Annotated in this window: 29 protein-coding genes and 2 tRNA genes; 14 read left to right on the top strand and 17 right to left on the bottom strand. The window is 62.3% G+C overall.

The window, feature by feature from the left end; all coding sequences use genetic code 11:
- The first annotated feature begins 443 nt into the window (after positions 1 to 443).
- Positions 444 to 1,628: a cystathionine beta-lyase gene (locus tag C7I87_RS22560; protein ID WP_149906283.1), complete on the top strand. Its 1,185-nt coding sequence runs from the start codon at positions 444 to 446 to the stop codon at positions 1,626 to 1,628.
- Positions 1,629 to 1,654: 26 nt separating this feature from the next.
- On the opposite strand, the gene C7I87_RS22555 is transcribed toward C7I87_RS22560, so the two are convergent.
- The gene (locus tag C7I87_RS22555; RefSeq protein ID WP_149906282.1) at positions 1,655 to 1,846 is read right to left on the bottom strand and encodes a hypothetical protein; all 192 of its coding nucleotides are present in this window, start codon (positions 1,844 to 1,846) and stop codon (positions 1,655 to 1,657) included.
- Here C7I87_RS22555 and C7I87_RS22550 point away from each other — a divergent pair.
- On the top strand, positions 1,845 to 2,933 hold the full coding sequence (locus tag C7I87_RS22550; RefSeq protein ID WP_149906281.1) for an HPP family protein: 1,089 nt from the start codon (positions 1,845 to 1,847) through the stop codon (positions 2,931 to 2,933). The two genes, C7I87_RS22555 and C7I87_RS22550, sit on opposite strands and share 2 nt — an antisense overlap.
- Before the next feature lie 225 nt (positions 2,934 to 3,158).
- Here C7I87_RS22550 and C7I87_RS22540 read toward each other — a convergent pair whose 3' ends face one another.
- A complete protein-coding gene (locus C7I87_RS22540; protein ID WP_149906280.1) occupies positions 3,159 to 4,001 on the bottom strand; it encodes a crotonase/enoyl-CoA hydratase family protein in 843 nt (280 codons plus the stop codon).
- Positions 4,002 to 4,088: 87 nt separating this feature from the next.
- On the opposite strand from C7I87_RS22540, the gene C7I87_RS22535 reads away from it, so the two are divergent.
- Positions 4,089 to 4,682, top strand: a complete 594-nt coding sequence (locus C7I87_RS22535; RefSeq protein WP_188393943.1) for a TetR/AcrR family transcriptional regulator — start codon at positions 4,089 to 4,091, stop codon at positions 4,680 to 4,682.
- Here the strand turns inward: C7I87_RS22535 and C7I87_RS22530 are convergent.
- The 6 genes from C7I87_RS22530 to C7I87_RS22510 form a co-directional block, all read right to left on the bottom strand.
- Positions 4,672 to 5,898: an anion transporter gene (locus C7I87_RS22530; protein ID WP_149906278.1), complete on the bottom strand. Its 1,227-nt coding sequence runs from the start codon at positions 5,896 to 5,898 to the stop codon at positions 4,672 to 4,674. The two genes, C7I87_RS22535 and C7I87_RS22530, sit on opposite strands and share 11 nt — an antisense overlap.
- Complete coding sequence (locus C7I87_RS36520; protein WP_281409067.1) at positions 5,895 to 6,023, bottom strand: hypothetical protein; 129 nt, start codon at positions 6,021 to 6,023, stop codon at positions 5,895 to 5,897. Before C7I87_RS36520 ends, C7I87_RS22530 begins: the two co-directional genes overlap by 4 nt.
- A 26-nt stretch (positions 6,024 to 6,049) precedes the next feature.
- Positions 6,050 to 7,012, bottom strand: a complete 963-nt coding sequence (locus C7I87_RS22525) for a glycosyltransferase family 4 protein (protein WP_149906277.1) — start codon at positions 7,010 to 7,012, stop codon at positions 6,050 to 6,052.
- A gap of 206 nt (positions 7,013 to 7,218) precedes the next feature.
- Positions 7,219 to 8,007, bottom strand: coding sequence for a GGDEF domain-containing protein (locus tag C7I87_RS22520; protein WP_149906276.1), 789 nt, complete (start codon positions 8,005 to 8,007; stop codon positions 7,219 to 7,221).
- Positions 8,008 to 8,190: 183 nt separating this feature from the next.
- Positions 8,191 to 8,412, bottom strand: coding sequence for a hypothetical protein (locus C7I87_RS22515; RefSeq protein ID WP_149906275.1), 222 nt, complete (start codon positions 8,410 to 8,412; stop codon positions 8,191 to 8,193).
- 319 nt (positions 8,413 to 8,731) lie between these two features.
- Positions 8,732 to 9,625: a LysR family transcriptional regulator gene (locus C7I87_RS22510; protein ID WP_149906274.1), complete on the bottom strand. Its 894-nt coding sequence runs from the start codon at positions 9,623 to 9,625 to the stop codon at positions 8,732 to 8,734.
- A 155-nt stretch (positions 9,626 to 9,780) separates the two neighbouring features.
- Between C7I87_RS22510 and C7I87_RS22500 the strand changes: the two genes are divergently transcribed.
- Positions 9,781 to 10,434 carry a hydrolase gene (locus C7I87_RS22500; protein ID WP_149906272.1) on the top strand — a complete coding sequence of 218 codons (654 nt, stop codon included), beginning with the start codon at positions 9,781 to 9,783 and terminating at the stop codon, positions 10,432 to 10,434.
- Between the two features lie 253 nt (positions 10,435 to 10,687).
- Here the strand turns inward: C7I87_RS22500 and C7I87_RS22495 are convergent.
- A tRNA-Arg gene (locus tag C7I87_RS22495) sits at positions 10,688 to 10,764 on the bottom strand.
- Positions 10,765 to 10,819: 55 nt separating this feature from the next.
- Positions 10,820 to 11,125, bottom strand: a complete 306-nt coding sequence (locus C7I87_RS22490; RefSeq protein WP_127276639.1) for an ETC complex I subunit — start codon at positions 11,123 to 11,125, stop codon at positions 10,820 to 10,822.
- A 124-nt stretch (positions 11,126 to 11,249) separates the two neighbouring features.
- Here C7I87_RS22490 and C7I87_RS22485 point away from each other — a divergent pair.
- Together C7I87_RS22485 and C7I87_RS22480 are read left to right on the top strand one after the other, a co-directional pair.
- Positions 11,250 to 11,326: transfer RNA gene (locus C7I87_RS22485), tRNA-Pro, on the top strand.
- 142 nt (positions 11,327 to 11,468) lie between these two features.
- The gene (locus tag C7I87_RS22480; protein WP_246696352.1) at positions 11,469 to 11,729 is read left to right on the top strand and encodes a hypothetical protein; all 261 of its coding nucleotides are present in this window, start codon (positions 11,469 to 11,471) and stop codon (positions 11,727 to 11,729) included.
- A gap of 237 nt (positions 11,730 to 11,966) precedes the next feature.
- Here C7I87_RS22480 and hdaA read toward each other — a convergent pair whose 3' ends face one another.
- The 3 genes from hdaA to C7I87_RS22465 are packed head-to-tail and all read right to left on the bottom strand — an operon-like array spanning position 11,967 to position 14,479.
- Positions 11,967 to 12,671, bottom strand: coding sequence for a DnaA regulatory inactivator HdaA (gene hdaA / locus C7I87_RS22475; RefSeq protein WP_149906270.1), 705 nt, complete (start codon positions 12,669 to 12,671; stop codon positions 11,967 to 11,969).
- A 1-nt stretch (position 12,672) separates the two neighbouring features.
- A complete protein-coding gene (locus C7I87_RS22470; protein WP_246696351.1) occupies positions 12,673 to 13,950 on the bottom strand; it encodes an AI-2E family transporter in 1,278 nt (425 codons plus the stop codon).
- A complete protein-coding gene (locus tag C7I87_RS22465) occupies positions 13,925 to 14,479 on the bottom strand; it encodes a CDP-alcohol phosphatidyltransferase family protein (protein ID WP_149906269.1) in 555 nt (184 codons plus the stop codon). Before C7I87_RS22465 ends, C7I87_RS22470 begins: the two co-directional genes overlap by 26 nt.
- 210 nt (positions 14,480 to 14,689) lie before the next feature.
- On the opposite strand from C7I87_RS22465, the gene purM reads away from it, so the two are divergent.
- The 6 genes from purM to C7I87_RS22435 are packed head-to-tail and all read left to right on the top strand — an operon-like array spanning position 14,690 to position 17,995.
- A complete protein-coding gene (gene purM / locus C7I87_RS22460; protein ID WP_149906268.1) occupies positions 14,690 to 15,799 on the top strand; it encodes a phosphoribosylformylglycinamidine cyclo-ligase in 1,110 nt (369 codons plus the stop codon).
- The gene (purN, locus tag C7I87_RS22455; protein ID WP_149906267.1) at positions 15,796 to 16,509 is read left to right on the top strand and encodes a phosphoribosylglycinamide formyltransferase; all 714 of its coding nucleotides are present in this window, start codon (positions 15,796 to 15,798) and stop codon (positions 16,507 to 16,509) included. The genes purM and purN overlap by 4 nt, the downstream gene beginning before the upstream one ends.
- Before the next feature lie 51 nt (positions 16,510 to 16,560).
- Positions 16,561 to 16,836 (top strand): type II toxin-antitoxin system ParD family antitoxin, encoded by a 276-nt coding sequence (locus tag C7I87_RS22450; protein WP_149906266.1) that lies wholly within the window; start codon positions 16,561 to 16,563, stop codon positions 16,834 to 16,836.
- A gap of 3 nt (positions 16,837 to 16,839) precedes the next feature.
- Complete coding sequence (locus tag C7I87_RS22445; protein WP_149906265.1) at positions 16,840 to 17,133, top strand: type II toxin-antitoxin system RelE/ParE family toxin; 294 nt, start codon at positions 16,840 to 16,842, stop codon at positions 17,131 to 17,133.
- A 10-nt stretch (positions 17,134 to 17,143) separates the two neighbouring features.
- Positions 17,144 to 17,476: a hypothetical protein gene (locus tag C7I87_RS22440; RefSeq protein WP_149906264.1), complete on the top strand. Its 333-nt coding sequence runs from the start codon at positions 17,144 to 17,146 to the stop codon at positions 17,474 to 17,476.
- 9 nt (positions 17,477 to 17,485) lie between these two features.
- Positions 17,486 to 17,995, top strand: a complete 510-nt coding sequence (locus C7I87_RS22435) for a SixA phosphatase family protein (RefSeq protein WP_149906263.1) — start codon at positions 17,486 to 17,488, stop codon at positions 17,993 to 17,995.
- Between the two features lie 51 nt (positions 17,996 to 18,046).
- Here the strand turns inward: C7I87_RS22435 and C7I87_RS22430 are convergent, their stop codons facing one another.
- From C7I87_RS22430 to C7I87_RS22415, 4 genes are all read right to left on the bottom strand, one after another.
- Positions 18,047 to 18,286, bottom strand: coding sequence for a DUF680 domain-containing protein (locus tag C7I87_RS22430; RefSeq protein WP_149906262.1), 240 nt, complete (start codon positions 18,284 to 18,286; stop codon positions 18,047 to 18,049).
- Between the two features lie 217 nt (positions 18,287 to 18,503).
- Positions 18,504 to 18,737, bottom strand: a complete 234-nt coding sequence (locus C7I87_RS22425) for a DUF680 domain-containing protein (RefSeq protein WP_149906261.1) — start codon at positions 18,735 to 18,737, stop codon at positions 18,504 to 18,506.
- A 452-nt stretch (positions 18,738 to 19,189) separates the two neighbouring features.
- Positions 19,190 to 19,417, bottom strand: coding sequence for a DUF680 domain-containing protein (locus C7I87_RS22420; protein WP_149906260.1), 228 nt, complete (start codon positions 19,415 to 19,417; stop codon positions 19,190 to 19,192).
- Positions 19,418 to 19,463: 46 nt separating this feature from the next.
- The gene (locus tag C7I87_RS22415) at positions 19,464 to 19,664 is read right to left on the bottom strand and encodes a DUF680 domain-containing protein (RefSeq protein WP_015318441.1); all 201 of its coding nucleotides are present in this window, start codon (positions 19,662 to 19,664) and stop codon (positions 19,464 to 19,466) included.
- 486 nt (positions 19,665 to 20,150) lie between these two features.
- Between C7I87_RS22415 and C7I87_RS22410 the strand changes: the two genes are divergently transcribed.
- Both C7I87_RS22410 and C7I87_RS22405 read left to right on the top strand, forming a co-directional pair.
- Complete coding sequence (locus C7I87_RS22410) at positions 20,151 to 20,828, top strand: response regulator (protein WP_149906259.1); 678 nt, start codon at positions 20,151 to 20,153, stop codon at positions 20,826 to 20,828.
- Between the two features lie 12 nt (positions 20,829 to 20,840).
- On the top strand, positions 20,841 to 22,199 hold the full coding sequence (locus C7I87_RS22405; RefSeq protein ID WP_149906258.1) for a sensor histidine kinase: 1,359 nt from the start codon (positions 20,841 to 20,843) through the stop codon (positions 22,197 to 22,199).
- Positions 22,200 to 22,222: the final 23 nt, after the last annotated feature.

Genomic DNA, 22,222 nt, shown 5'->3' with positions numbered 1-22,222 from the left:
ACCCCGCGTCGCAAATCGACACGCCGCCTCCGATTCACGAACAGCATCGAAGGCGATAATTCTCGTGAGGTCAAGGAAAATGACCGAATTGCAACGGGTTTGAAAATCGATTGCCCGAAATGCCTGAATTGCAGACAAACGCGCCCGCGATTTAGTCAAAAAGCGCGAATTGAATCGGCAGAGTTCATTTGACGCAGATATGAGCCGGCGCCGTGAAATCCATGCCAGCTACAATAGCTGGCTACAGTAGGTCGACCGGCGGCGATCGAGCTTCCGACAAGCACTGCCGCACATGGTTGGTCGAGTTCAGGACCAGCCCCTGGCGATGTCTTTCGGACCAGGGAATTGGCATATTCGAAGTCCATTCCTGGCGGATGGTGGGCTGTTGCACGGCCCACGACGCCGCACTATGGCTAGCGCCTTATCAAACAGGGCGACCAAGAATGGCGAAAGACGGCAGCGAGCAGGGTTCCGGCAAGATGGGCATCAACACGCGGCTTGCCCATTCGGGCAACAACCCGCACGACTATTTCGGCTTCGTCAATCCGCCTGTGGTGCATGCCTCGACCGTGCTGTTCCCCAATGCCGCCGCGATGGCCGCACGCAACCAGAAATACACTTACGGCACGCGCGGCACACCGACGACCGATGCCCTTGCACAGGCGATCGATGCGCTGGAAGGCTCCGCTGGCACGATCGCCGTGCCGTCGGGCCTGGCGGCGGTGACCATTCCGCTGCTCGCCTTCGTATCGGCGGGCGACCATCTGCTTATCGTCGATTCCGTCTATCACCCCACGAGAAACTTCGCCGACACGATGCTGAAGCGGTTGGGCGTCGAGGTCGAGTATTATGCTCCCAATATCGGTGCCGGCATCGCGGCATTGATCAAGCCGAACACCAAGGTGGTGTTCACCGAATCGCCGGCCTCCAATACGTTCGAGGTGCAGGATATCCCGGCGATCGCCAAGGCGGCGCATGCGGCCGGCGCCATCGTGATGATGGATAACACCTGGGCAACGCCACTCTATTTCCGGCCGCTCGACCATGGCGTCGACATCTCGATCCACGCGGCGACGAAATATCCTGCAGGCCATTCGGACGTACTGCTCGGCACGGTCTCGGCCAATGAGGCCTGTTGGAAGCAGCTCTACGAGAGCTTTTGCACTCTTGGCTGCTGCGCGGGGCCCGACGATGTCTATCAGGTGCTGCGCGGCCTGCGCACGATGGGCGTGCGGCTCGACCATCACCAGCGTAGCGCGCTTGCCATCGCGTCGTGGCTCGAAGGCCAGGAGGGCGTGGCGCGCGTGCTCCACCCTGCCCTACCAAGCCATCCGGACCACGATCTTTGGAAGCGCGACTTCTGCGGTTCGAGCGGCATCTTTTCCATCGTGCTTGCCGGCGGCGGCCAGAAGGAGCAGCACGCTTTCCTCGACGCGCTGCGGATCTTCGGGCTCGGCTATTCCTGGGGAGGCTACGAGAGCCTTGCGGTGCCGGTCTGGCTTGGCGACCGCGTCGTTGCGAAGGGCCCTTACGAAGGTCCGCTGATCCGACTGCAGATCGGCCTCGAGGATGTCGACGACCTGAAAGCCGATATTGTGCGCGGCCTCGCCGCCGCGGCGGCCGCCTGAACGGCCTGAGCGGCTGTCGAATCGGTTCAGCGGACCAGCGCAAACGCCTCGAAAGACTGACGAACGCCGACGTCACCTGGCGGGGGCGTAACGACAGCCCAGGAATTCTTTTTCCTCAAATCGCGGCTTCGCGGATCGATTTGGCTTTCAAATTCATCAATGCCGGGCCATTGCGGTGCGATCCGCCCCTGCAGTACCGGCAAAGTTTCCGACGTCATGGCTTTCCGCCTTTTTGTTCCCATTCTTGCCGGCGCGACACTGCGCGAGCGCATCATCGCCTGCATCGGTGCGACGATCGGCATCGCATTGACCGGGGCGATCGGGGGCCTGGTGCTCGGCAACGGACCGCATGTGCCGCTGCTGGTGGCACCGATGGGGGCGTCCGCCGTGCTTCTGTTCGCGGTGCCGGCAAGTCCGTTGGCGCAACCCTGGTCGATCATCGGCGGCAACACGGTATCGGCACTGGTCGGCGTAGTCGTGGCCCATTTCATCCATGAAACCGCCCTTGCCACCGGCATCGCGGTGGCGCTGGCCATTGCTGCCATGTCGTTCACGCGCTGCCTGCATCCGCCGGGCGGAGCCGCCGCGCTGACCGCGGTGCTAGGAGGCCCTGCCGTCACCAGCGCCGGCTTCCTGTTTCCATTCGTGCCGGTGGCGCTGAACTCCATGCTGCTGGTGACGCTGGGTTACGGCTTCCACAAGCTGGCGCGGCGTAACTACCCGCACCTGCCCGCATCGGTGCCGGCGAACAGCCATGGCACCATCGATCCGCCAGCGCAGTTGCGCGTCGGCTTTCGGCCCGAGGATATCGACGCCGCGCTTGGCGCTCTCGATGAGACCTTCGACATCGATCGAAATGATCTTGACCGGCTGCTGCGGCAAGTCGAACTGCAGGCGATGGTGCGCACGCACAAGAGCCTTCGGTGCGAAGACATCATGTCGCGCGATGTGATCTCGGTCGACGAGCACACGCCCGCCGAAACGGCGCGCCAATTGCTGCTCGACCACAACATCCGCACCTTGCCAGTCGTCGGCGAAGAGGCAAGGCTGGCGGGAACGGTGGGGTTGCGGGAACTGGCACTGGCCTCCGGCACGGTCGGGTCGGCGATATCGCCAGCTGCGACGGCCTCGGCCGATTCCGCCGCGATCGGGCTGCTCCCCGTGCTTACCGACAGCCGCAGCCATGCGGTCATCGTGATCGACGACGACAAGCGGATCCTCGGACTGATCACACAGACCGATCTGCTGGCGGCCACGGCACGTCTGCAGGCTGCTGACAAGCCTTGGCCGGGCGCGACACGATAGCAACCGACCGGACCGACAAAAAATTCCAGGAACCTTTTGCCGGCAATGCCGTCCAATCTCTTATTCGGGATTCGGTTCGGAGATTGGGTTGAGGAAACTGGCCATGCCTGCTGTGTCGACGGCGACGCCTTCTGATGCTTCAGGCGACATGCAGCTCGTGCGACGGGCGCTGGCGCGCGAGAGCGACGCTTTCCGCTCCATCATGAAGACGCACAATCAGCCCCTCTACCGGATTGCGCGCGGCGTGGTGGCCTCGCCAGACCGGGCGATATGCGTCCATGAATCATCATAACAGGGCTCGCGCCTGCCGATCCAGGCATCGAGCCCTTCGCGCAGATCGGCGGTCGGGGCCATGCGGGCAAACTGCTCGGCCTCGACCATCAGGCCTTCGGCGATGCTCTGGTTGACGCCGCGCGCCACCGCGGTGAGGATGCTCGCGACGGCCAGATCGGAGTGCCGCAGGATACGCCTGGCCAAGCCGATTGCGGCCGGCATCAGATCGTCATGCGACACCACCTGGTTGACGAGGCCAAGTTCAAGCGCCCGTTGCGGCGAAAACCAGTCGCCGGTCAAAAGCAGTTCGAGCGCCCGCTTGCGCCCGGCCAACCGTGGCAGACGCTGCGTCCCGCCGAAGGTCGGCGGCATCGCGAGGTTGATTTCCGGCTTGGCAAACAAAGCGCGGTCGCTGGCGACGGCGAGCGGCACCGCTTCGGTGATTTCGCAGCCACCGCCGAAAGCCATGCCGTTGACGGCGGCAATGACGGGTTTGCGAAATGCTTCCAGCCTTGCCGTCAGCCGCTGCCCGCGCATGACGAAGTCACGCATCGCAACATCGACGCCACGCGCCACACTGGCCGAGAACTCGTGGATGTCGCCGCCCGCCGAAAACGCACGCTCCCCTGCTCCGGTGAGAATAACCGCCCGGACGACGTCATCGACTTCAATGTCGTCGAGGACCGCGAGCAGACGATCGATCAGGGCATAGTTCAGCGCGTTGAGTTTTTCCGGCCGGTTGAGGGTAAGGACGACAATCCCATCCCTGGTTTCGTTAAGGACAAGATCGGTCATTTGGCTTCCTTCTTCATCATGCTCACGGGCCGGAAGGTTACACCCGTTGCCGCTTGTGTATATTCACTAGTCAGTATACCAAAGCTGATGCCCGAAGCTCAAAGCCCTACCCGCAAACGAATTGTCGATGCCGCGACAAGACTGTTTTACGCAGAAGGCATCGGTCGCGTCAGCGTCGATGCCATCGCCGAAAAGGCAGGGCTCACCAAGCGGACGCTTTATTACCACTTCAAGAGCAAGGACGACCTCGTAGCTGCCTATCTCGATGGCCGCGACCAGCCCAATCTGACGCTGATGGCCGGCTGGTTCGATGCTGCCGAAGGCGGCGCGGATCGCAAGGTCGAGGCGATCTTCACCAACCTGGCGAGGGCCGCGCGTCACCCGAAATGGAAGGGATGCGGGTTCCTGCGCACGGCCGCAGAACTCGCTTCGATGCCTGGGCACCCGGCGATCAAGGTCGGGTCACGACACAAGTCAAATTTCGAAACATGGCTGGCTGGGGAGTTATCCAACCACGGTGTCGAGGAGCCGCAAGCCTTGGCACGCGAGATCGTGCTCCTGATAGACGGTTCCTTTTCGATCATGCTGATCCACCGCAACCCCGATTATATCGAGGCAGCCGGCCGCGGCGCGGCGACGCTTGTCCGGGCGCGAACTTCAAGCACCCGGTCTAGAACCTAAACGCCAGCCATGCCGTGCCGGCGACGAGCGTTACCAGCGTCAGTGGCAAGCCAACCTTGAAGAAGGCGCCGAACGATAGCGGCGTGCCGGCGGCCCGTGCCTGCTCCGCGACGATCAGGTTGGCAACCGAGCCGAGCAAGGTGAAGTTGCCGGCCAGCGTGGAACTCATGGCCACCACCAGCCAGGCGCGCTCGGGGTTCTCCAGGCCGGGTATGAATGGCCTGAGCGCCAGCACGGCCGGAACATTGCTCATGATGTTGGACAACACGGCGGTGAAACCCGACAGCCTCCAGACATCGTCGAGCTCGATGTTCTTGGCCGAGGCGATCATGTCAGGTGTCAGCAGCGTCTTTTCCGCGCCGGCAACCACCACGAACAGACCCGCGAACATGAACAGCAGCGGCCCGTCGATCTCGCGGTAGATGCGCGATGGCTTGATGGCCCGGGTGAGCAGCAGAATGGCGCCGCCGATGAGCGCTGCCTTGGCTACGGGAACACCGGCAAAGAAGGCGATCGCCAGCCCGATGCAGACGACCACAGCCTTCAGCACCTGGCCACGATGCATGCGGCCGCGCGAGATGTGTGGCGTCAGTTCGCCGTTGCGCGTGAATTCGGCGCGGTAGACGATGCGCACAATGACGATGACCGCGACAAGGCCGAACAAGGCGACTGGAGCGAGCGCCGCCGAAAAGGCCGGATAGGAAACGCCCGATAGCGCGCCAATCACCATGTTCTGCGGATTGCCGGTGATGGTGGCGACGCTGCCGCAGTTCGAAGCGGTGGCGGTGGCGATCAGATAGGGGATCGGGTTGCGGTTGATGACGCGGGTGACGTGGACGACGATCGGCGCCATGACCAGGCAGATGGCGTCGTTGACCAGGAAGGCCGACAGCACGCCGGTCAGGAGCGTCACCATCACCAGGAGCATGAACGGTGCATGCGCGTGCTCGATGGCGATGGCGCCGAGACCGCGAAAGGCGCCCGATACCTTCAGATGCGCCACTACGATCATCATGCCGAGCAGAAGCGTGATGGTGTCGAAATTGATGGCGCGATATGCATCCGCCATGCTGAGCGCGCCGATGGCGATCATCGCCGCGCCGCCAAGCAGCGCAATGCCTGCCCGGTCGAGACGCAAGCCAGGTATGCGGCCGATGGCGACGCCGGCATAGGTCAGGACCAGGATCAGCAGCGCCGCTGCGCCCATCAATGTCATCGGTAGAAGCCCTGCTCGATCTGTTGCGCACCGATGCCGGCCGCCAGCGATTCACGTGATGCCAGCTTTAGCGCGATGTCGGGATTGATGCCAAAGGGGCCGCGCGGATTGTTGGCCGGGAACATTTGGAAGGCCAGACGGGGTGGCACCGCTAACGCCGATAGAAATCCAACCGCTGTTGCAACGCCTGCGGTGAAAACAGTTCCTCCACGGTTTGCCGCCCCTTCCGGCCGACGGCCAGTCGCAGCGCCGGATCGGCTTTAAGCTCGGCCAGGATTCCTGCCGCCTGTTGCGTCGTTTCGAACAGGAAACCGTTTTCGCCATGCCTAATGTGGTCGACGTAGCCACCATTCGAATGGCAGACCACGGGCAGTCCGCAGGACATCGCCTCGAACACCACGCGGCCGAACGTCTCCACATGCGAGCCGGTGCGATAGTAGAACACGTCGAGCGTCGGCAGAAACTGTTCGGCGGCAAATTCGCCCTGTGGCAGGAGTTCGAGTTGCGGATGCGGCGCGAGGCTGCCCTTGAGCGGCATGCCGCCTTGAATTCGCACCGCTATGCCATCGGAAAGCAATGCCTCATAGAGCGCCACATCGTCCGCGTGATGCTTGTCCGCCGTGTCGCGGCTCAGCCGTCCCACCGTGAACGGACCGTTCGGCCTTGCCGGGCGCGGCGAGAAGCGCTCGATATTGATCGGCGAGGCATGGACGACGCCTTCGACCTGCAGCATGCGCCTCTGAAAGTCGGAGATCAGCACCAGTTCGGCATCAGGCCAACGCAGCAGGCGCGGCCTGCCCGTCGTCAGTGCGATGATCTTGGGATGAAAGGTGTTGAAGACATAGATCAGCCGGCGCGGCCGTGGAATCAAATAAGGCCACATTTTGTTGCGCCAATGCGCACCAAGAAAGACATAGGTGCCGCCATCCGGTACGTTGCGTGTTGCCGGCGAGACGCAGCGTATCGGAAATTCGTGCATCAGCTCTTCGGATACGCGCGACGAGGTTGCCCAAAGGTGCACCTGCGAGTCGGCGCTCAACAGCCGGTACAATTCCAGGGTTTCGCGCTCACTGCCGCCAAACGGGTTCTGAAAGCCGTTGAATAAATGGATCATGATCGCGGTGCTTACTGGGCTACCAGAGCGTTTCGCCATTCAATTGCCTGCACCCAAGGCCGTGCTGTATCCGCGAAACCGCACGATCGGGACTTAAGAGGCAGGACTATTTCTGGCGATGCTCCGTACACTACTTGCCCGGAGGAAGCACACAGACAAGCAAGCGTCAAGCAAGCGGCCGATGTCTGCTCGCTGCAAGGCTGCGGTCAGTGCACGGTGGCGATGCTGGGCGGAGACACCAGGGAGGCTTCCGCCGGATCGAAGCTGACCTGATCGCGTCCATTCGATTTCGCGGCATAAAGCCGTCTGTCGGCGGCGGAGAATATTGCCTCGTAGGTGGTCGGCCCGCTGAAGCTGGTGCCGCCGATGCTGACGGAAAGCGGGCAGGAGCGGCCGCCCGGGGAAAAGTCCATTTCGCGTATCCGTCGGCGGATGCCTTCGGCAACCAGCCAGGATTGCGAGGGGTCGACACCGGGAAGGAATACGCCAAACTCCTCGCCGCCGATCCGACCGACGATATCGCTGCCGCGCAGCTGGCCCTTGATCGCCTGCGCGATCAGCTTGAGCGCCTGGTCGCCGCAATCGTGGCCGAGGCGGTCGTTGATCGACTTGAAGTGATCGGCATCGATGATCAGCAGCGCGCCGGAACGGGTCTCTTCCTGCTTGCGGGTCTGCTCGAGATAGGCCTCGACCAGCATCGAGAAGGCGCCGCGGTTCAACACCGCCGTCAGGCTGTCCGTCGCGGCGATGACGCTGAGGTCGCACTGGGCTATCGCCAACTGGCGGATCTTCCACATCAGGAAAAACAAAAACGAGCCACCCAGCACCATGGGCAGCAGAAGGTCGGTCAACTCCGCGCGCCAGACAGCCTCGGGCGAAAGATAGGGGAAATTGAACGAATCGACGAAAAACGCCACGGCAATGAAGAATGTCGTGCCGGCGGCGGTGACGGCGCTCACCCTGCCCCAGCTGGTCGGCGACAGGTCCAGCTTCATGCCCTTTCACTCCGTTAGCCGTCCCTACTATGACGTGCCAACGCAAACAAAATGATAAGACTTTCCTTTCAATTCGAGATCGGATGGCCGTGAGCCGGGGCACGATCGCGCCCAAATAGGCGGCCGTGCCCCGGTAGCAGAAGCAATTTGCTCATCGGATTTCGGACAGGGAGACTTCCGAAGTCAGCGGCTGGACGCGGGCCCAGCCGCCTCGATAACGAAGGATGCCGCGATCATGTCGTCGGCATCCAGTCGCAAGGAACCGTCGCCAGATCCCATGATGGCGGCGACTTTGTGAAAGGTTTTCATCTCATAGCCGGAAATTTCAGCATCCTGCATTCGGGCCCTGAGTTCGGCGATACGCCGCACCAAGGCAGGGGACGTTCCGATTTCACGTTTCGACATGACCTGACTCTCCTTCCCCGACCCGCGCCTGTTTTGCCCCACCCATTCGCTAGCCGCACGTTGCCCTTTATGAGGCTCCACGAATACAAGGCCCCGAACGCGTAGTTTTGCCCAAGGTTCCAACAGGGCCAGATCACGAAATAATTCCGGAGCCCTGCGCGGGCCCGGAACCCCGTGCGGCTTTCGTTACATGCCGTGGCGGCACTGGTGAGCAAGGGTGAAGTCAAGTGACCGCATCAGCTCATGCCGTTTGAAATCAAGGCGATCCCGAACGATGCGGAACGTGTAGCCATTTGGGAAATAACGATAAAATACGTGTTCAACGATCGACACCCCAAACGTCCGGATTCCGGGCGAAGTTCTCGATCAACATTTCGATGAGGATCCGGACTTTCCGTGTGGGGTGTTTACCCGGCGGCCGGACGACATATGCGCCTGCCGAAGGTGGCGGATAGCGTGTCATAACCGGAACGAGCGCGCCGGAGGCCACATATTCGTATGTGATGCAATCGGGGAGCCAGGCGATGCCGAGTCCCGCCGCGGCGGCAGCGGCAAGCGCCGTAGCGTTGTCGGCCTTGAACCTGCCCTGCGGCTGAACCGTGACGATCTTGTCGCCATCCATGAACCGCCAGGCTTCCGTTCCTTGCATGAGGGCCTGATGGTCGACGAGTTGCTCTACCGTCTCAGGTGAACCGTGCGCTTTGACGTAGTCCGGGCTTGCGACAAGCTTTCCATAGATCGGCCCGACGCGTCTCGCGATCAGGTTGGAGTCCTGAAGGTAACCAACCCGGATCGCGCAATCGAAGCCTTCGGCGATGAGATCGACGAAGCGATCGCTGTAGGAGGTATGGATGTGGAGCTGCGGGTGGTGTCGCGCCATTTCCGCAAGCACGGGGGCGAAGTGCGTCGGGCCGAAAGAAAGCGGCATGGCAACCCGCAGGCGGCCGCGCAACTCACCGGTGGGGAGAATCGTTTCCCTGGCCGTATCGATCTCGGCGCTGGCGCGGGCCGCATGGTCTCTGAACGTCATGCCCGCTTCCGTGAGCGCAGCGCCACGGGTCGTTCGTGCCAGAAGCTGGACGCCAAGCTCCGCTTCAACCCGAAAGAGCCGCCGACTGACGATCGATTTGGAGACGCCGAGCCGGCGCGCGGCGGCCGATACGCCCCCGGCATCGGCCACTGCGACGAATGTCTGTAAATCTTCGATGTCCAATTTCAGCGTTCCTCGTTTCGCGACACAGCTTGCCCGATTATGGCACTACCGTATCACTAAAAGGAACAGCAAATTGCGTCCTGGCAACGTCGCCTGCTGGCGCATGTCTCCCGTGAACCCATTGCCGTCCATAGCGGCATAGAAAGGAAGTCCTGATGACCCCTCGCAACGGTCTTGATTCGCTACTTCGTCCTGAAGACTCGGTCCTCGTTCTGATCGACCACCAACCCTATCAGCTCGCAAACCTGAACAGCCACGATCCGCACATGGTGGTCAACAACACGACCGCGCTGGCGAAGCTAGCAAAAGCCTTCAATGTTCCGACCATTCTCACCAGCGTGATCGCGGCGCGCGGTGGACTTCTCTTTAAGCAGATCACCGACGTATTTCCGGGCCAGGAAGTCATCGATCGCACCTGGGTGAACACCTGGCAGGACGAGAATGTGGTGAACGTCGTCAAGGCGACCGGCCGCAAGCAGCTGATCATCGCCGGACTGTGGACCGAGGTCTGCGTCGCAATGCCTGTGATCCAGGCCGCCGGCGAAGGCTGGGACGTGACCGTGATCACCGACGCGTCGGGCGGGATTTCGAAGGAGTCTCACGAAGTTGCCATCCAGCGCATGATCACCGCCGGCGCGAACGTGATGACCGTGATGGCGCTCGCTGGCGAATGGCAACGCGATTGGGCGCGCACCGAGCATGTCGAGGAGCTGACCGAGATTCTCATCCAGCACTTCGGCGGCAGCGGCATCGCGTATCTTTGGGAACAGCAGCTTCTCAACACGCCCGTGCCGAGCACGGTGCGCTGATTTGGGTGGGGGTGACGAAAGTCTTGAGCGATCCGCTCCGAACAAGCTGATTGCCTATCGACTACAGCATGTCGCGGCGAATAGGATTCGCCCGACCTGCTGTAAGCTCCTGATTTTATGCATGTCGTTATCCCGGAACCGAGGACACTTCCGGGCGACATGCATTAGCGTCATCCCCTCCACAAGACGCTGGCCATGTCTGAATGCAAGGCGCGCCGCGAGCCAATTGTGGTTCCATAAGCCATTGAAATTATGGCGATCCCGACAGGATTCGAACCTGTGACCATCGGCTTAGAAGGCCGGTGCTCTATCCAGCTGAGCTACGGGACCGCTGGCCGGCTCGGGGCCGGTAGATAGTGGCGCTGGCGCGCGCCGGGCTAGCCGGTCAATGCGTCCAGGGCGTTCTGCGGTCATAGCGGAAATTCTCCGCATAGGAAATCTGGCGGCGCTTAGGTTCTTTCGGCTCTTCGACGCGGAAGGCAAGCCCTTCCTTTTCAGCGTAGGCCACCGCCTCTTCCTTGGTGCCGAAGGTGAGCCTGATCTGGCTTCTCATGTCTCCCGACGTGGTGTAGCCCATCAGGGGATCGATCTTTTTGCGCATCTCGGGATCGAATTCCAGCACCCAGTGGCCGGTCTTGGCCTTGCCGGACTGCATCGCGGTTTTGGCTGGGCTGAAAATGCGCGCGGACATGGCCACCTCTTTGTTGTGCAAGGCGGCATCACCGCCCCTTGGCCGTCATTACTGCGCATTGGCACCGGCGGCAAGGTTTTTGCACTTGCCATGTAACACCGAAATGAATAGGCAACAGACCGTTCGGAGTGTAGCGCAGCCTGGTAGCGCATCTGGTTTGGGACCAGAGGGTCGGGAGTTCGAATCTCTCCACTCCGACCATTTCTCTTTAAAATGCGATACCGATGGCACCGAAGGGGTTGGCCCTCATTCGCGTTTCACCATTTCCGGCTCGCTTCCCTCGCCATTGCCGGCTTAAACTTCGGCAAACGGGGGATTTGCGGTGTTTGGGATCGATGCATGGGTGTCGCTGTTCGGGCCGGCCTATTTTGCCTATGCGGGCGTGACGATTCCGTTCATGGCGGCGTGGGCAATCGCCTGTGCGGCGCTGGCGATGTGGAACAATAGAGAGAGCCGCAGGCAAGCCAAGCTGGCACCGGGGACAGCCGCTTCGCGTTCCTGGCCTGCCAGCATCGGGATGTTCGTGCTGGTCGCGGCCAGTTATATCGCCGCGCATTCCGCCATCTATCTGTTGGTTCGGCATTTCGTCGGAATGTGGCTGTGATTGGCCGCTGTTCATCCGACGACAAAGCAATCTCCCGGCAAACGGCATGCATTTGAAGGCAAGCTCGCCGGGCGAGAACCCCAACCGCCTCAATCCCGGCGAGCCTACAACCTGATTTGGAACGCAATCAGGACCGGGGTCAGCCGGCAAGCTCACGATGCAAGACGGGTGCCAGTCTTGTTTCCCAAAACGGGACAGGCGTCGAGACGGGGAATCACACTGGAACACCGAAGCCCATCAAATCTCGAACTCGCCCTGCCCTTCATCCATGGCGTTGACGGTCTCGGCGGCCAATGCCCTTGTGATCGGCATCTTGCGCTCCAAGGCGGTGCGATCCAGGCGCTCCACCACACGCATCGCGGTTGCGAGCGAACGCTCGATGCGCCGTACCAGATACTGCACGACATGCGGCTCGACCTCGACCTGTCGGTCGGCGAACAGCTTGGTGATGACGCCGGCGAGCAAGAGATCGTCGGGCTCGTGGATCTCGACGGTTGCCGCCGCCTTCAGCCGTGAGGCAAGATCGGGCAGCTTGACGCCCCAGGCCGACGGAAAGCGCCGCGCCGTCAGAAGCATCGTCGAGCCGGCGCCGCGCACGGCATTGATCAAATGGAAGAGGCCTTGCTCGTCGACCGCGCCGATATCGATATCGTCGATGAGCGCCGACCGCGTGCCGAGATTGGCGATGCTGTCGCCCATGCGCCCGGCGTCGACGGCCACCGCGTTGGCGCGGGCACGCCAGATCGAGGCCAGATGCGTTTTGCCCGAACCAGCGGGACCTGCCAGCACCACCACTGGCGCTGGCCAATCCGGCCAGCGGTCGACCAACGCCGCCGCCTGGTTGTTGGTGCCGGAGACGACCAGTTCGTCGCGCGAGTAGCCGGTGCCATGGCCGAGATCGAGCGGCAGTTGGCGCGGCGGATCGGTTCGCTGGGCAGTCACTTCAGCGACGCGGTTGCGTGCGATGGCCGCCGCCGCGATCGGCCGGCAGTGGCGGCAAGGGTTCTGTCGCATGGCCCTTGTAGAGGGGCGATTCGAGATAACGGGCAATGGCAAACCGGACCAGCACCGCAATCGCCGCCGAAGCCGGCACGGCAATCAACAGGCCGACGAAGCCGAACAGCGCGCCGAAGGCAAACAGCGCGAACATCAGCCATACCGGATGCAAGCCGACGCTCTTGCCGACCAGCCTGGGCTGCAGGATGTTGCCTTCGATGAACTGGCCGATGAAGAAGACCACGGCGACGGCGACGATCATCGTCCAGTCGGGCCAGAACTGGACGAAGGCGACGCCGACGGCCAGCACCAGCCCGGTCAACGAGCCTACATAGGGGATGAAGGAGATCAGCCCGGCGAACAGGCCGATGAGGATGGCGAAATTCAGCCCGGTCAGCGTCAGGCCGGTGGCATACATGGCGCCCAGGACAAGGCACAGCGTGCCCTGGCCGCGCACGAAGCCGGCGGTAGCGGTGTTGATATCGCGCGCAATCGCGCGCACCGTCGCGACGTTGTCGCGCGGCACCCAGCTGTCGATGATCGCCACCATGCGATCCCAGTCCAGCAGCATGTAAAAAGCGACGACCGGCGTGACCACGAACAGGCTGACCACCGAGACCAGCGCCAAGCCGGAGCTCCACAGGGAGGTGAAGACCGTGGTTATCAGACCGAAGCCGGAGGTCAGCAGCGAATTCAGCCCGTCGCGCAGGCCGTTGGCGTTGACGCCGAATCTCTGCTCCAGCCATTTCGGATCAAAGGAGGTGATCAGGCTTTGCAACCGGGTCAGGTACTCTGGCAGCTTGCCGGCGAAATCGGCCATCTGCGTCGCCAGCACCGGAATGAGGATGACGAAGGCCAGCACCAGCACGATGAGGAAGGTGATGAGGATGACCACCGTCGCCATGAAGCGGCTGAGGCCAAGCCGCTGCAGGCGGTCGGCGACCGGATCGAGGAAATAGGCAAGCACCATGCCGGCGACGAAGGGCAGCAGGATGGCGCTGAAGACATAAAGAAAAAGCGCCAGGATCGCGGCACCCGCCAGCCAGAAGAAGATCTGCCGGTGGAACGTGGACGACGCCTCGGCCTCCGCCGCCGTCTCGCCGGCCGGCACGACGACGATCTGGTCATCGGCGGCCTTGCCCCGCGCCACCGCTTTGCGGGCGGCCGGCTTGCGGGCAGCCTTGCTGTCGATGGGCTTGTCAGCCTGATTTACCGCCTTCGCCATAGCCGCTCATATGCCTCAGCCAAGCCACGAGATAGGCCGCGGCCGAAGTCACGGTCAAGACCCCGGACAGCAATATGAGGGCTGGCCGCAGAGGGTCGAGGTGCACGGCAAAGGCGAGTTCCCCCAGCACAACCGCCGCCAGCACGATCTGGATGGCGGTATTGGCCTTCGACACCAGAAACGGTTTTATCTCGACTGGATGAGCCATCACCGTGGACAGCAGGACCGCGCAGACGATCAGCGCATCGCGCGACACCATGGTGACGACCAGCCAAAGCGGCAACTGCGCGATGAAGCCCATGACGACGAACACCGAAACCAGCAGCAGCTTGTCGGCGAACGGATCGAGATAGGCGCCTAACCTGGATTGCTGGTTGAAGCGGCGGGCGATGAAACCGTCGACACCGTCGGAAATGCCGGCAACGACGAAGCCGGCAAAAGCCCAGTCCCAGCGCGCCTGCAACATGGCCAGCACCAAGGCAGGCACCAGGACAAGGCGCAGGATGGTGATCAGGTTGGGGATGGTCAAGGCATTGTCCCGCCGTATTATGCCCTGAAATAGATGAGGGAGATGGAGGACCGAGGCAAGGGAGAAGCAGGCTGGGCCGGCAGCAGACGCAGTGTGCAATGCCCCGGCTATCCACGCTTTTGTCGGGCCAAACGGCGCCCGGTTCGGCCGTTATCCTTGCGGACCGAAACCGTTCATGCGAAGAGCCCGCAAACGAGCAGGAACATTGCGATGAGCAAGCGCGAAACCGGCCAGCACAAAACGGGCCAGAACAAAACGGCCAAGCGCAGAAACGGGCTCACCTATGCCGAGGCCGGCGTCGACATCGATGCCGGCAATCTTATGGTGGAGAAGATCAAGCCGCTGGTGCGCGCGACGCGCCGACCAGGCGCGGATGGCGAGATCGGCGGCTTCGGCGGCCTGTTCGACCTGAAGGCAGCCGGTTTCACCGATCCGGTGCTGGTCGCCGCCAATGATGGCGTCGGCACCAAGCTCAAGATCGCCATCGATGCCGGCAAGCACGACACGATCGGCATCGACCTTGTCGCCATGTGCGTCAACGACATCGTCGTGCAGGGCGCGGAACCGCTGTTCTTCCTCGACTATTTCGCCACCGGCAAACTCGATCCCGAACAAGGTGCCGCGATCGTCGGCGGCATCGCGCAGGGTTGCCGCCAGGCCGGCTGCGCGCTGATCGGCGGCGAGACCGCCGAAATGCCCGGCATGTATCACGGCAAGGACTACGACCTTGCCGGCTTTGCGGTGGGCGCGGCCGAACGCGGGCAGCTTTTGCCTACCGACGACATCGTCGAAGGCGATGTGCTGCTCGGCCTTGCCTCTTCCGGCCTCCATTCCAACGGCTTTTCCCTGGTGCGCCGCATCGTTGCCGCGAGCGGCCTGGCGTGGAGCGATCCGGCGCCGTTCAACGACGAGGCGACGCTGGCCGAGGCGCTGCTCGAGCCGACCCGCATCTATGTGAAATCGCTCCTCAAGGCGATCCGCAACACGCATGGCATAAAAGCGCTGGCCCACATCACTGGCGGCGGCTTCCCGGAAAACATTCCGCGCGTGCTGCCCAAGGATTTTTCGGCCGAGCTTGATCTCGAAGCCATCGACGTGCCACCCGTGTTCTCGTGGCTGGCCAAGACCGGCGGCGTGGCGCCGGAGGAGATGATGCGCACCTTCAACTGCGGCGTCGGCATGATTTTGGCTGTCGCTTCGGGTCAGGCAGCTCAGGTCGCGGCCGTGCTGCAGGAAGCCGGCGAGACGGTGACGCCGATCGGCCGCATCGTGCCGCGCCGGGACGCCGGCGTCATCTATCGGGGCTCGATCGGCCTATGAGCACGCAGAGAAAACGCACCGTCGTCCTGATATCGGGGCGCGGCTCCAACATGACCGCGCTGATCGCGGCGGCCAGCGATCCGGCCTTCCCGGCCGAGATCGTCGGCGTCATCTCCGACAAGGCGGACGCTGCCGGCCTCGGCATCGCCAAGGCACGCGGCATCGCCATCCAGGTCATTTCCCGCACCGACCACGGCAGTAAGCAAGCACATGACGCGGCGATCGACGCAGCACTTACGGCCTTCAAAGCCGAGATCGTGGCGCTGGCCGGCTATATGCGCATCCTGACCCCCGGCTTCGTCCAGAAATGGCAGGGTCGCATGATCAACATCCACCCTGCCCTGCTGCCGGCCTTCAAGGGCCTCGACACCCATGCAAGGGCGCTGGCCGCCGGTATCCGCATCCATGGCTGCACGGTGCATTTCGTGACGCCCGAGATGGATGACGGCCCGATCATCGCCCAAGCGGCTGTGCCGGTGATGGTCGGCGACAATGCCGATACGCTGGCAGCCCGGGTGCTCAAGGCCGAGCACCGGCTCTATCCGCTGGCGCTGGGACTCGTCGCCGAAGGCAAGGCACGCATGGAGGCCGGCCGCGCCGTGCTTGCTCACTTTGCCGACGATGCCGACAACGGCACCTCGGTGGTGATGGCGCCCGACCCGCTGCGCGAGGAAGCCGACCTGGAGCATCTGGCGCGGATCACGCCCTAACCTTGAGGTTGGTAGCAAATATTGCTACTTGCCGTTCAAGGAGACAATTCGATGACGACAGTCGAAAAAGTCAGCGTGGCGCTTTCCCCTGAACTGCTGGCGATGGTCAAGGACGCCGTCGGCAGCGGTCGCTATGGATCGGCAAGCGAAGTGATCCGCGAGGCGCTACGCGAGTGGCGCCTGCGTCAACCGCTCCGCGAGGCCGAAGTGGACCGATTGCGTCAGGCTTGGACGGACGGGCTGGAGAGCGGTCCATTTGCTGCTTTTGACGTCGAAGACATCAAGCGGAAGGCCCGCAGCCGGCTCGTTGAAGCCGCCAAGAAATAGCCTATGGCAAGAATCCCGATCATCCGCAGCCCAGCGGCGGAAAATGATCTTGTCGATATCTGGCTTGCCGTCGCCGAGGGGAGCCCACGTGCCGCCGACCATTTTCTGGATGCTATCGCCGAGCGCATCCTGCAGCTTGCTGCCTTTCCCGAATCTGGACCGCGCAGACCCGTCATCTGCGTCGACGCCAGAGCATTGACCATTGGCAACTATCTGATCCTCTGTCGCCTGGCCGAGGGACAGATCGAGATCGTGCGCATTGTGCACGGCGCGCGCGATGTCTCGACGCTGCTTTAGGATCGAACTCTTGGATGTCTTTGACAGCGCAATTCGAAGAAAAGGTGATCTTGCCGGTGTCTTCGAATACGATGAGACCGAAGGACCACAAAATGCCACGGCCTATTTCTATCTGAGCGAAATCAAGGGCCAGGCATCTGAACCGGTCGCCGGCAGAATTCATATTCGCTCAGGCGCGTGGGCGATCACCGGGGCAGATGTCACCGTCAGGTGGGATCGGAACGAGCGATTTGTAGGCCTGTTCATCTTCGGTACTTTGGCGGCGGCCTTTGATACCACCACGGGCGCGCGGTATGGTGGTGGATATGGCAAGGATTTCAATGCCGACATTCCCTGGTCCTGAACGATGCCGATGAGACAGCTGCTTCTGCTGCGCCACGCCAAATCGAGCTGGGATGATCCTGACCTCGATGATTTCGACCGGCCGCTGGCGGACCGTGGAGTGAAGGCAGCCCGATTGATCGGCCGCGAGCTTGCCGCGCGCGACTGGCTGCCGGACCTGGCGTTGGTTTCGCCGGCACTGCGCACCCGCGATACGTGGCGGCTGGTGGCTGCGGAACTGCCCGTGCATCCTCGCGTCGCGTTTGCCGAAGCACTCTACGATGCGTCAGCGGCGGATATTCTGCGCCAGATACGCAAAGCAGACCCGTCGAGCGGCTGCCTGCTGGTTCTCGGCCACAATCCAGGCCTTGAGGATTTGGCAAAACAGATTGCCGGACCGGGATCGGAGGCCAAGGCGCGCGAGAGGCTCGAGGAAAAGTTTCCGACAACAGCTCTCGCGCGCTTTGTCTTTGAAGACGATTGGTCTGGCCTGTCGGCCGCCCGGCTGACACATTGCCTGCGGCCGAAGGATTTAAGGTAGAAATCCGGTGTCTGGCGAGTACGGCGGATCAGGCCTGCCGCACCGCTGACATCAATTGCCCCAGATGCCTTGGCCGGGCTCCGGCCAGTCGGTTGCGGGCTTCATCTTGGTGTCGGCCTTGTGCCCGGTCATATTCGTGTTGTTGCTGACGGCGCCAGTGGCGTCGTGATCCACGCCGGTGATCGGGGCAACAGGCTGGTTGGCATTGTCGGAGCCAAAGTGGTCGCTGCCAGCGAATGCACCTGCGGTTGCGACAAGGATAGCGGCGGTAGCGAGAGCAAGTCTGTTCATTTCAATCTCCTGGTTCATCCGTTGGGCGGCGTCTTGGGAGGACGGTTCCGCTGAGGAGAAGACCAGAAGCAGCTTGGGTTTATTCCTGGACGGGAATTTTTTGCCGACTGCGAAGATCGGCCGATACGGCCAATGCCCTTGGACTCATCCAAAAAACAAGAGCGGCGGGCCAGGCCCACCGCTCTTTGTCGTCGAGGTAGTCGAGGCCCTGCGTGGATCAGTTGCCCCAGTTACCCTGGCCGGACTCCGGCTGGTTCGAATCGGGCGTCAGCTTGAAGTCGCGGTGTTCGACCGGCTTGCGGATCGAAGCCGTGTAGCTGTGGTCGATCTTGCCCGCTGGCGCGGTGACAGCCGGCTGATTGACGTTGTCGGAGCCATAGTTGCCGCTACCGGCGAAGGCGCTGCCCGTGGCAACGAGAATGGCGGCGGCGGTAAGTGCGATCCTGGTCATTTTCTTTACTCCAGTCGTTCTGGTCTGTCCGTCAAGTGGCGTGCCCTGGGGAGGAATTTCGCGTCGCTCGGACCACCTCAAAGTGGGTTTTCGTTCGCCGGCTTCCAATCACGAAGATGTTCCTTCACGGCCCGATTGCGGACCTCGAGGTTGAGACACAGATTTGAGCAGCAGTGCTTTTCGTCAACAATGTCAGTCATTTATTGCGCAATTCACGAAGCATTGAGCTTTGTTTCGCCGGGCACGGATTCGCAGTGCGCTCACGGCTCGTCAACATTAATTGAACCGATTGGTTCGATCCGCAATGAACACGCGGGGCTGCGCCCGCGCGATGGCAGTCCGGCATGGCCTGCCCCGGGGTTGGCTCACCCTACTCTTCCGCAAAAAACAAGAGCGGCGGGCCAGGCCCACCGCTCTTTGTAGTCACGGTAGTCACGCGATGCTTGAAGGGATCAGCGGCCCCAGATGCCCTGGCCCGACTGAGCCGGAACGTTGGCATTGGCATCAGCCTGCGCCTTGTCGGACTTCAGAATAGAGCCGGTGTGGAAGGTGTCGACGTTGGAGGTCGACTGGCTGACAACCGGCTGGTTGGCGTTGTTGGAGCCGTAGTTGTCGCTGCCGGCAAAAGCAGTGCCGGTGGCAACGAGGATGGCAGCGGCGGTGAGTGCGATCTTGGTCATTTCAAGTACTCCTGAATTTGAAGGTTGGATGGATTGGCAGTCGCGATTAGCGGCCGAAGAGGTTGCGGTCAGCGCCCTGCGGAGCCTGGACCGACGCGGCCGTCGACTTCGAGGTCGAAGCGGTGACCGAATGGTCGACAGTGGCGGCGGGCTGGTTGGCGTTGGCCGAGCCATAATTGTCGCTGCCGGCAAAAGCGGTGCCCGTGGCAACGAGGATAGCGGCGGCGGTAAGAGCGATCTTGGTCATTTTATTTACTCCAGAATTTCTCTGTTCTGTCCGTCTAGTGGCGTGCCCTTGGGAGGATTTCGCGTCGCTCGGACCACCTGCAGATGGGGAAGGCCTTTTGGGATTTCCAGTCGCATCGATTTTGCAGAACTTCATTATATTATAGACAATGAATATTGCGGTGCAGCATTTTCAGTCTGATTTTTCAAATGTTTTCAGTCTATTAGCGTTTTGTCCTGGGGCGCAAGCCAAGGCAGACTAGGGCCATTGTTCACCGTCTGCGATACAATCCGTCAACCAGAACCGAACCGTTCGGTTCGATTAATACTCTGAACGGGCTACCTTAGCCTGCGAAAAACCGTCGCCGGCCGCCGCCAATCCGGATTTGCCTTGCGTTGCGATCGATACTATCGATCATTTCGGGTCCGATTGCCGAATGGGGGCGCCGATCGAGCCCAGGCGGCCCGTTGAGACCGGAAGCAGGCGGATGCTGGAACGGCAATAAACATGCGATTGCTGCTTGTGGAGGACAATCGCGAACTGGCGGACTGGCTGGGCAAGACCTTGCGCCAGGCGAATTATGTCGTCGACATCGTCCATGACGGCGAGGATGTCGAGCATGCGCTTGCCGCGGGCGACCACGCGCTTGTCATTCTCGATCTTGCGCTGCCTCGCATGAGCGGACTGGAAGTGCTGCGCATGCTGCGAACGCGCGGCAACCGGGTGCCCGTGATCGTACTTACCGCCAACGCCAGCCTCGATGGCCGGGTCAAAGGCCTCAACGAAGGCGCCGACGACTATCTGGCGAAGCCCTTCCAGATCGAGGAGCTCGAAGCACGCATCCGCGTCCAACTGCGCCGCGCCAATGACCGGACGGCACCCGTCGTTGCCTGCGGTGACCTCGTCTTCGACACCAACACCAGACTGTTTTCGCTCGGCGGCGAGACGCTGGCACTGACGCCGCGCGAACATGCCGTGCTCGAGCAATTGATGATCAAGGCGGGACGCACCGTGAGCAAGGCCGCATTGTCCGCCGCGATCTATGATTTCGAGACCGATGCCGATCCAAGCGCCATCGAGATCTATGTGCATCGTGTGCGCAAGAAGCTTGAGGGGTCGCGGGTCCAGATCGCCACCTTGCGTGGCCTCGGCTACCTCTTGCGCCACGATGATTTAGCGCCATGAGGATTTGGCGCCATGAGGATTAACAGCCTTCGCCTGCAATTGCTGGCCTGGGTGGTGCTGCCGCTCGCCGGGCTCGCCACCGTCAATCTGTGGACCAGCCATGGCAATGCACTGGCGACCGCCGATCTGATCACTGATCGCATGCTGGTCGGGTCGGCACGGATGATTGCCGAGCAGGTCGCAATGACCGACGGAGTGATCAACGCCACGGTGCCGCCGGCAGCGCTCGAGATGTTCGATACCGGCGACCGCGACAGGGTCTACTACGGTGTCGAGGCTGCGGGCGGACGTCTGTTGACCGGTTATCCCGGGCTGCCCAGGACTCCCGGGCGTCCCAGTATGGAAGCGACCTATCGCGACCAGACGCTGCGGCTGCTGACGTTTACGCACGCCGTGGTCGGCGCCGGCGAAGACTCGCCGATATCGGTCACCGTCGGCGTCACGCTTTTCGGCCACGACGCGATGGTACGGCATCTCTGGTTCAGCGCCTTCACACAGCAACTGGCGCCGGTGGCGATTGCCGGCGTCTTCGTGCTGCTCGGCCTGCGGCGAGGGTTGGCGCCACTCATCAGGCTGCGCGACGCAGTGCGTTCACCGAAACGCAGCGAACTCGATCCCATCGAAGTCGCCGGTGCGCAGAGCGAAATCCGGCCGCTGGTCGATGCACTCAACGCCTATATGGAGCGGGTGCGGGCGCAGATGGCGGCACAGCGCCGTTTTATCGCCAATGCCGCGCATCAACTGCGCACGCCGCTGGCGCTGTTGTCGACGCAAGCGAGCTACGCGCTGCGCGAAACCGCTGTCGATGCGCGCCGCGAAGCGCTTGTCGCCCTGCAGGCAAGCTCCGCCCGGTTGGCGCGGCTGGCCGAGCAACTCCTGACCTTGTCGCGCGCTGAACCAGGTAGCCGGCGACCGCGCGCCGACCGCATCGACCTGACGCAAGCCGCGCGCCAAGTGCTGGAAACGCACGCGCCGAGGGCCATCGATCGCAACATCGATCTTGGTCTCGATGAGACCGGCTCCGTACCGGTCATCGGCGACGGCACGATGCTGCGGGAGATGATCGTCAACCTGGTCGACAACGCGCTGCGCTACACACCGACAGGCGGCACTGTCACCGTAAAACTCGCCGCCACCGATGGCGAGGCGGTGCTGACGGTTACCGACGACGGGCCAGGCATACCCGCCGACGAGCGCGACCATGTCTTCGAGCGCTTCTACCGGCTCGCCGGCGCGACCGACGATGGCAGCGGGCTCGGGCTCGCCATCGTGCGCGAGGTGGTGGAAAATGCCGGCGGCCGCGTCACCCTTGCGGATGGCGCGGCCGCCGGCCTGGTGGTCGAGGTGCGCCTGCCATTGGCCGGCGGCTAGGTGCGTCTGCCATTGGCCTGCGG

Source organism: Mesorhizobium sp. SARCC-RB16n, from assembly GCF_008520305.1.
In the GTDB taxonomy this organism is placed as follows: domain Bacteria; phylum Pseudomonadota; class Alphaproteobacteria; order Rhizobiales; family Rhizobiaceae; genus Mesorhizobium.
The sequence above is the reverse complement of the archived record's forward strand: the minus strand, read 5'-3'. Positions and strand labels throughout refer to the sequence as shown.

Coding starts and splice junctions, on each gene's coding strand:
- C7I87_RS22470 (WP_246696351.1), bottom strand. CDS start 13,950: ATGGCGAAGGCGGTAAATCAGGCTGACAAGCCCATCGACAGCAAGGCT.
- purN (WP_149906267.1), top strand. CDS start 15,796: ATGAGCACGCAGAGAAAACGCACCGTCGTCCTGATATCGGGGCGCGGC.
- C7I87_RS22415 (WP_015318441.1), bottom strand. CDS start 19,664: ATGACCAAGATCGCTCTTACCGCCGCCGCTATCCTCGTTGCCACGGGC.
- C7I87_RS22535 (WP_188393943.1), top strand. CDS start 4,089: ATGCCCGAAGCTCAAAGCCCTACCCGCAAACGAATTGTCGATGCCGCG.
- C7I87_RS22420 (WP_149906260.1), bottom strand. CDS start 19,417: ATGACCAAGATCGCACTCACCGCCGCTGCCATCCTCGTTGCCACCGGC.
- C7I87_RS22450 (WP_149906266.1), top strand. CDS start 16,561: ATGACGACAGTCGAAAAAGTCAGCGTGGCGCTTTCCCCTGAACTGCTG.
- purM (WP_149906268.1), top strand. CDS start 14,690: ATGAGCAAGCGCGAAACCGGCCAGCACAAAACGGGCCAGAACAAAACG.
- C7I87_RS22540 (WP_149906280.1), bottom strand. CDS start 4,001: ATGACCGATCTTGTCCTTAACGAAACCAGGGATGGGATTGTCGTCCTT.
- C7I87_RS22550 (WP_149906281.1), top strand. CDS start 1,845: ATGGCTTTCCGCCTTTTTGTTCCCATTCTTGCCGGCGCGACACTGCGC.
- C7I87_RS22560 (WP_149906283.1), top strand. CDS start 444: ATGGCGAAAGACGGCAGCGAGCAGGGTTCCGGCAAGATGGGCATCAAC.
- C7I87_RS22525 (WP_149906277.1), bottom strand. CDS start 7,012: ATGATCCATTTATTCAACGGCTTTCAGAACCCGTTTGGCGGCAGTGAG.
- C7I87_RS22430 (WP_149906262.1), bottom strand. CDS start 18,286: ATGAACAGACTTGCTCTCGCTACCGCCGCTATCCTTGTCGCAACCGCA.
- C7I87_RS22530 (WP_149906278.1), bottom strand. CDS start 5,898: ATGACATTGATGGGCGCAGCGGCGCTGCTGATCCTGGTCCTGACCTAT.
- C7I87_RS22555 (WP_149906282.1), bottom strand. CDS start 1,846: ATGACGTCGGAAACTTTGCCGGTACTGCAGGGGCGGATCGCACCGCAA.
- C7I87_RS22490 (WP_127276639.1), bottom strand. CDS start 11,125: ATGTCCGCGCGCATTTTCAGCCCAGCCAAAACCGCGATGCAGTCCGGC.
- C7I87_RS22520 (WP_149906276.1), bottom strand. CDS start 8,007: ATGAAGCTGGACCTGTCGCCGACCAGCTGGGGCAGGGTGAGCGCCGTC.
- C7I87_RS22425 (WP_149906261.1), bottom strand. CDS start 18,737: ATGACCAGGATCGCACTTACCGCCGCCGCCATTCTCGTTGCCACGGGC.
- C7I87_RS22405 (WP_149906258.1), top strand. CDS start 20,841: ATGAGGATTAACAGCCTTCGCCTGCAATTGCTGGCCTGGGTGGTGCTG.
- C7I87_RS22515 (WP_149906275.1), bottom strand. CDS start 8,412: ATGTCGAAACGTGAAATCGGAACGTCCCCTGCCTTGGTGCGGCGTATC.
- C7I87_RS36520 (WP_281409067.1), bottom strand. CDS start 6,023: ATGTTCCCGGCCAACAATCCGCGCGGCCCCTTTGGCATCAATCCCGAC.
- C7I87_RS22410 (WP_149906259.1), top strand. CDS start 20,151: ATGCGATTGCTGCTTGTGGAGGACAATCGCGAACTGGCGGACTGGCTG.
- C7I87_RS22500 (WP_149906272.1), top strand. CDS start 9,781: ATGACCCCTCGCAACGGTCTTGATTCGCTACTTCGTCCTGAAGACTCG.
- C7I87_RS22445 (WP_149906265.1), top strand. CDS start 16,840: ATGGCAAGAATCCCGATCATCCGCAGCCCAGCGGCGGAAAATGATCTT.
- C7I87_RS22435 (WP_149906263.1), top strand. CDS start 17,486: ATGAGACAGCTGCTTCTGCTGCGCCACGCCAAATCGAGCTGGGATGAT.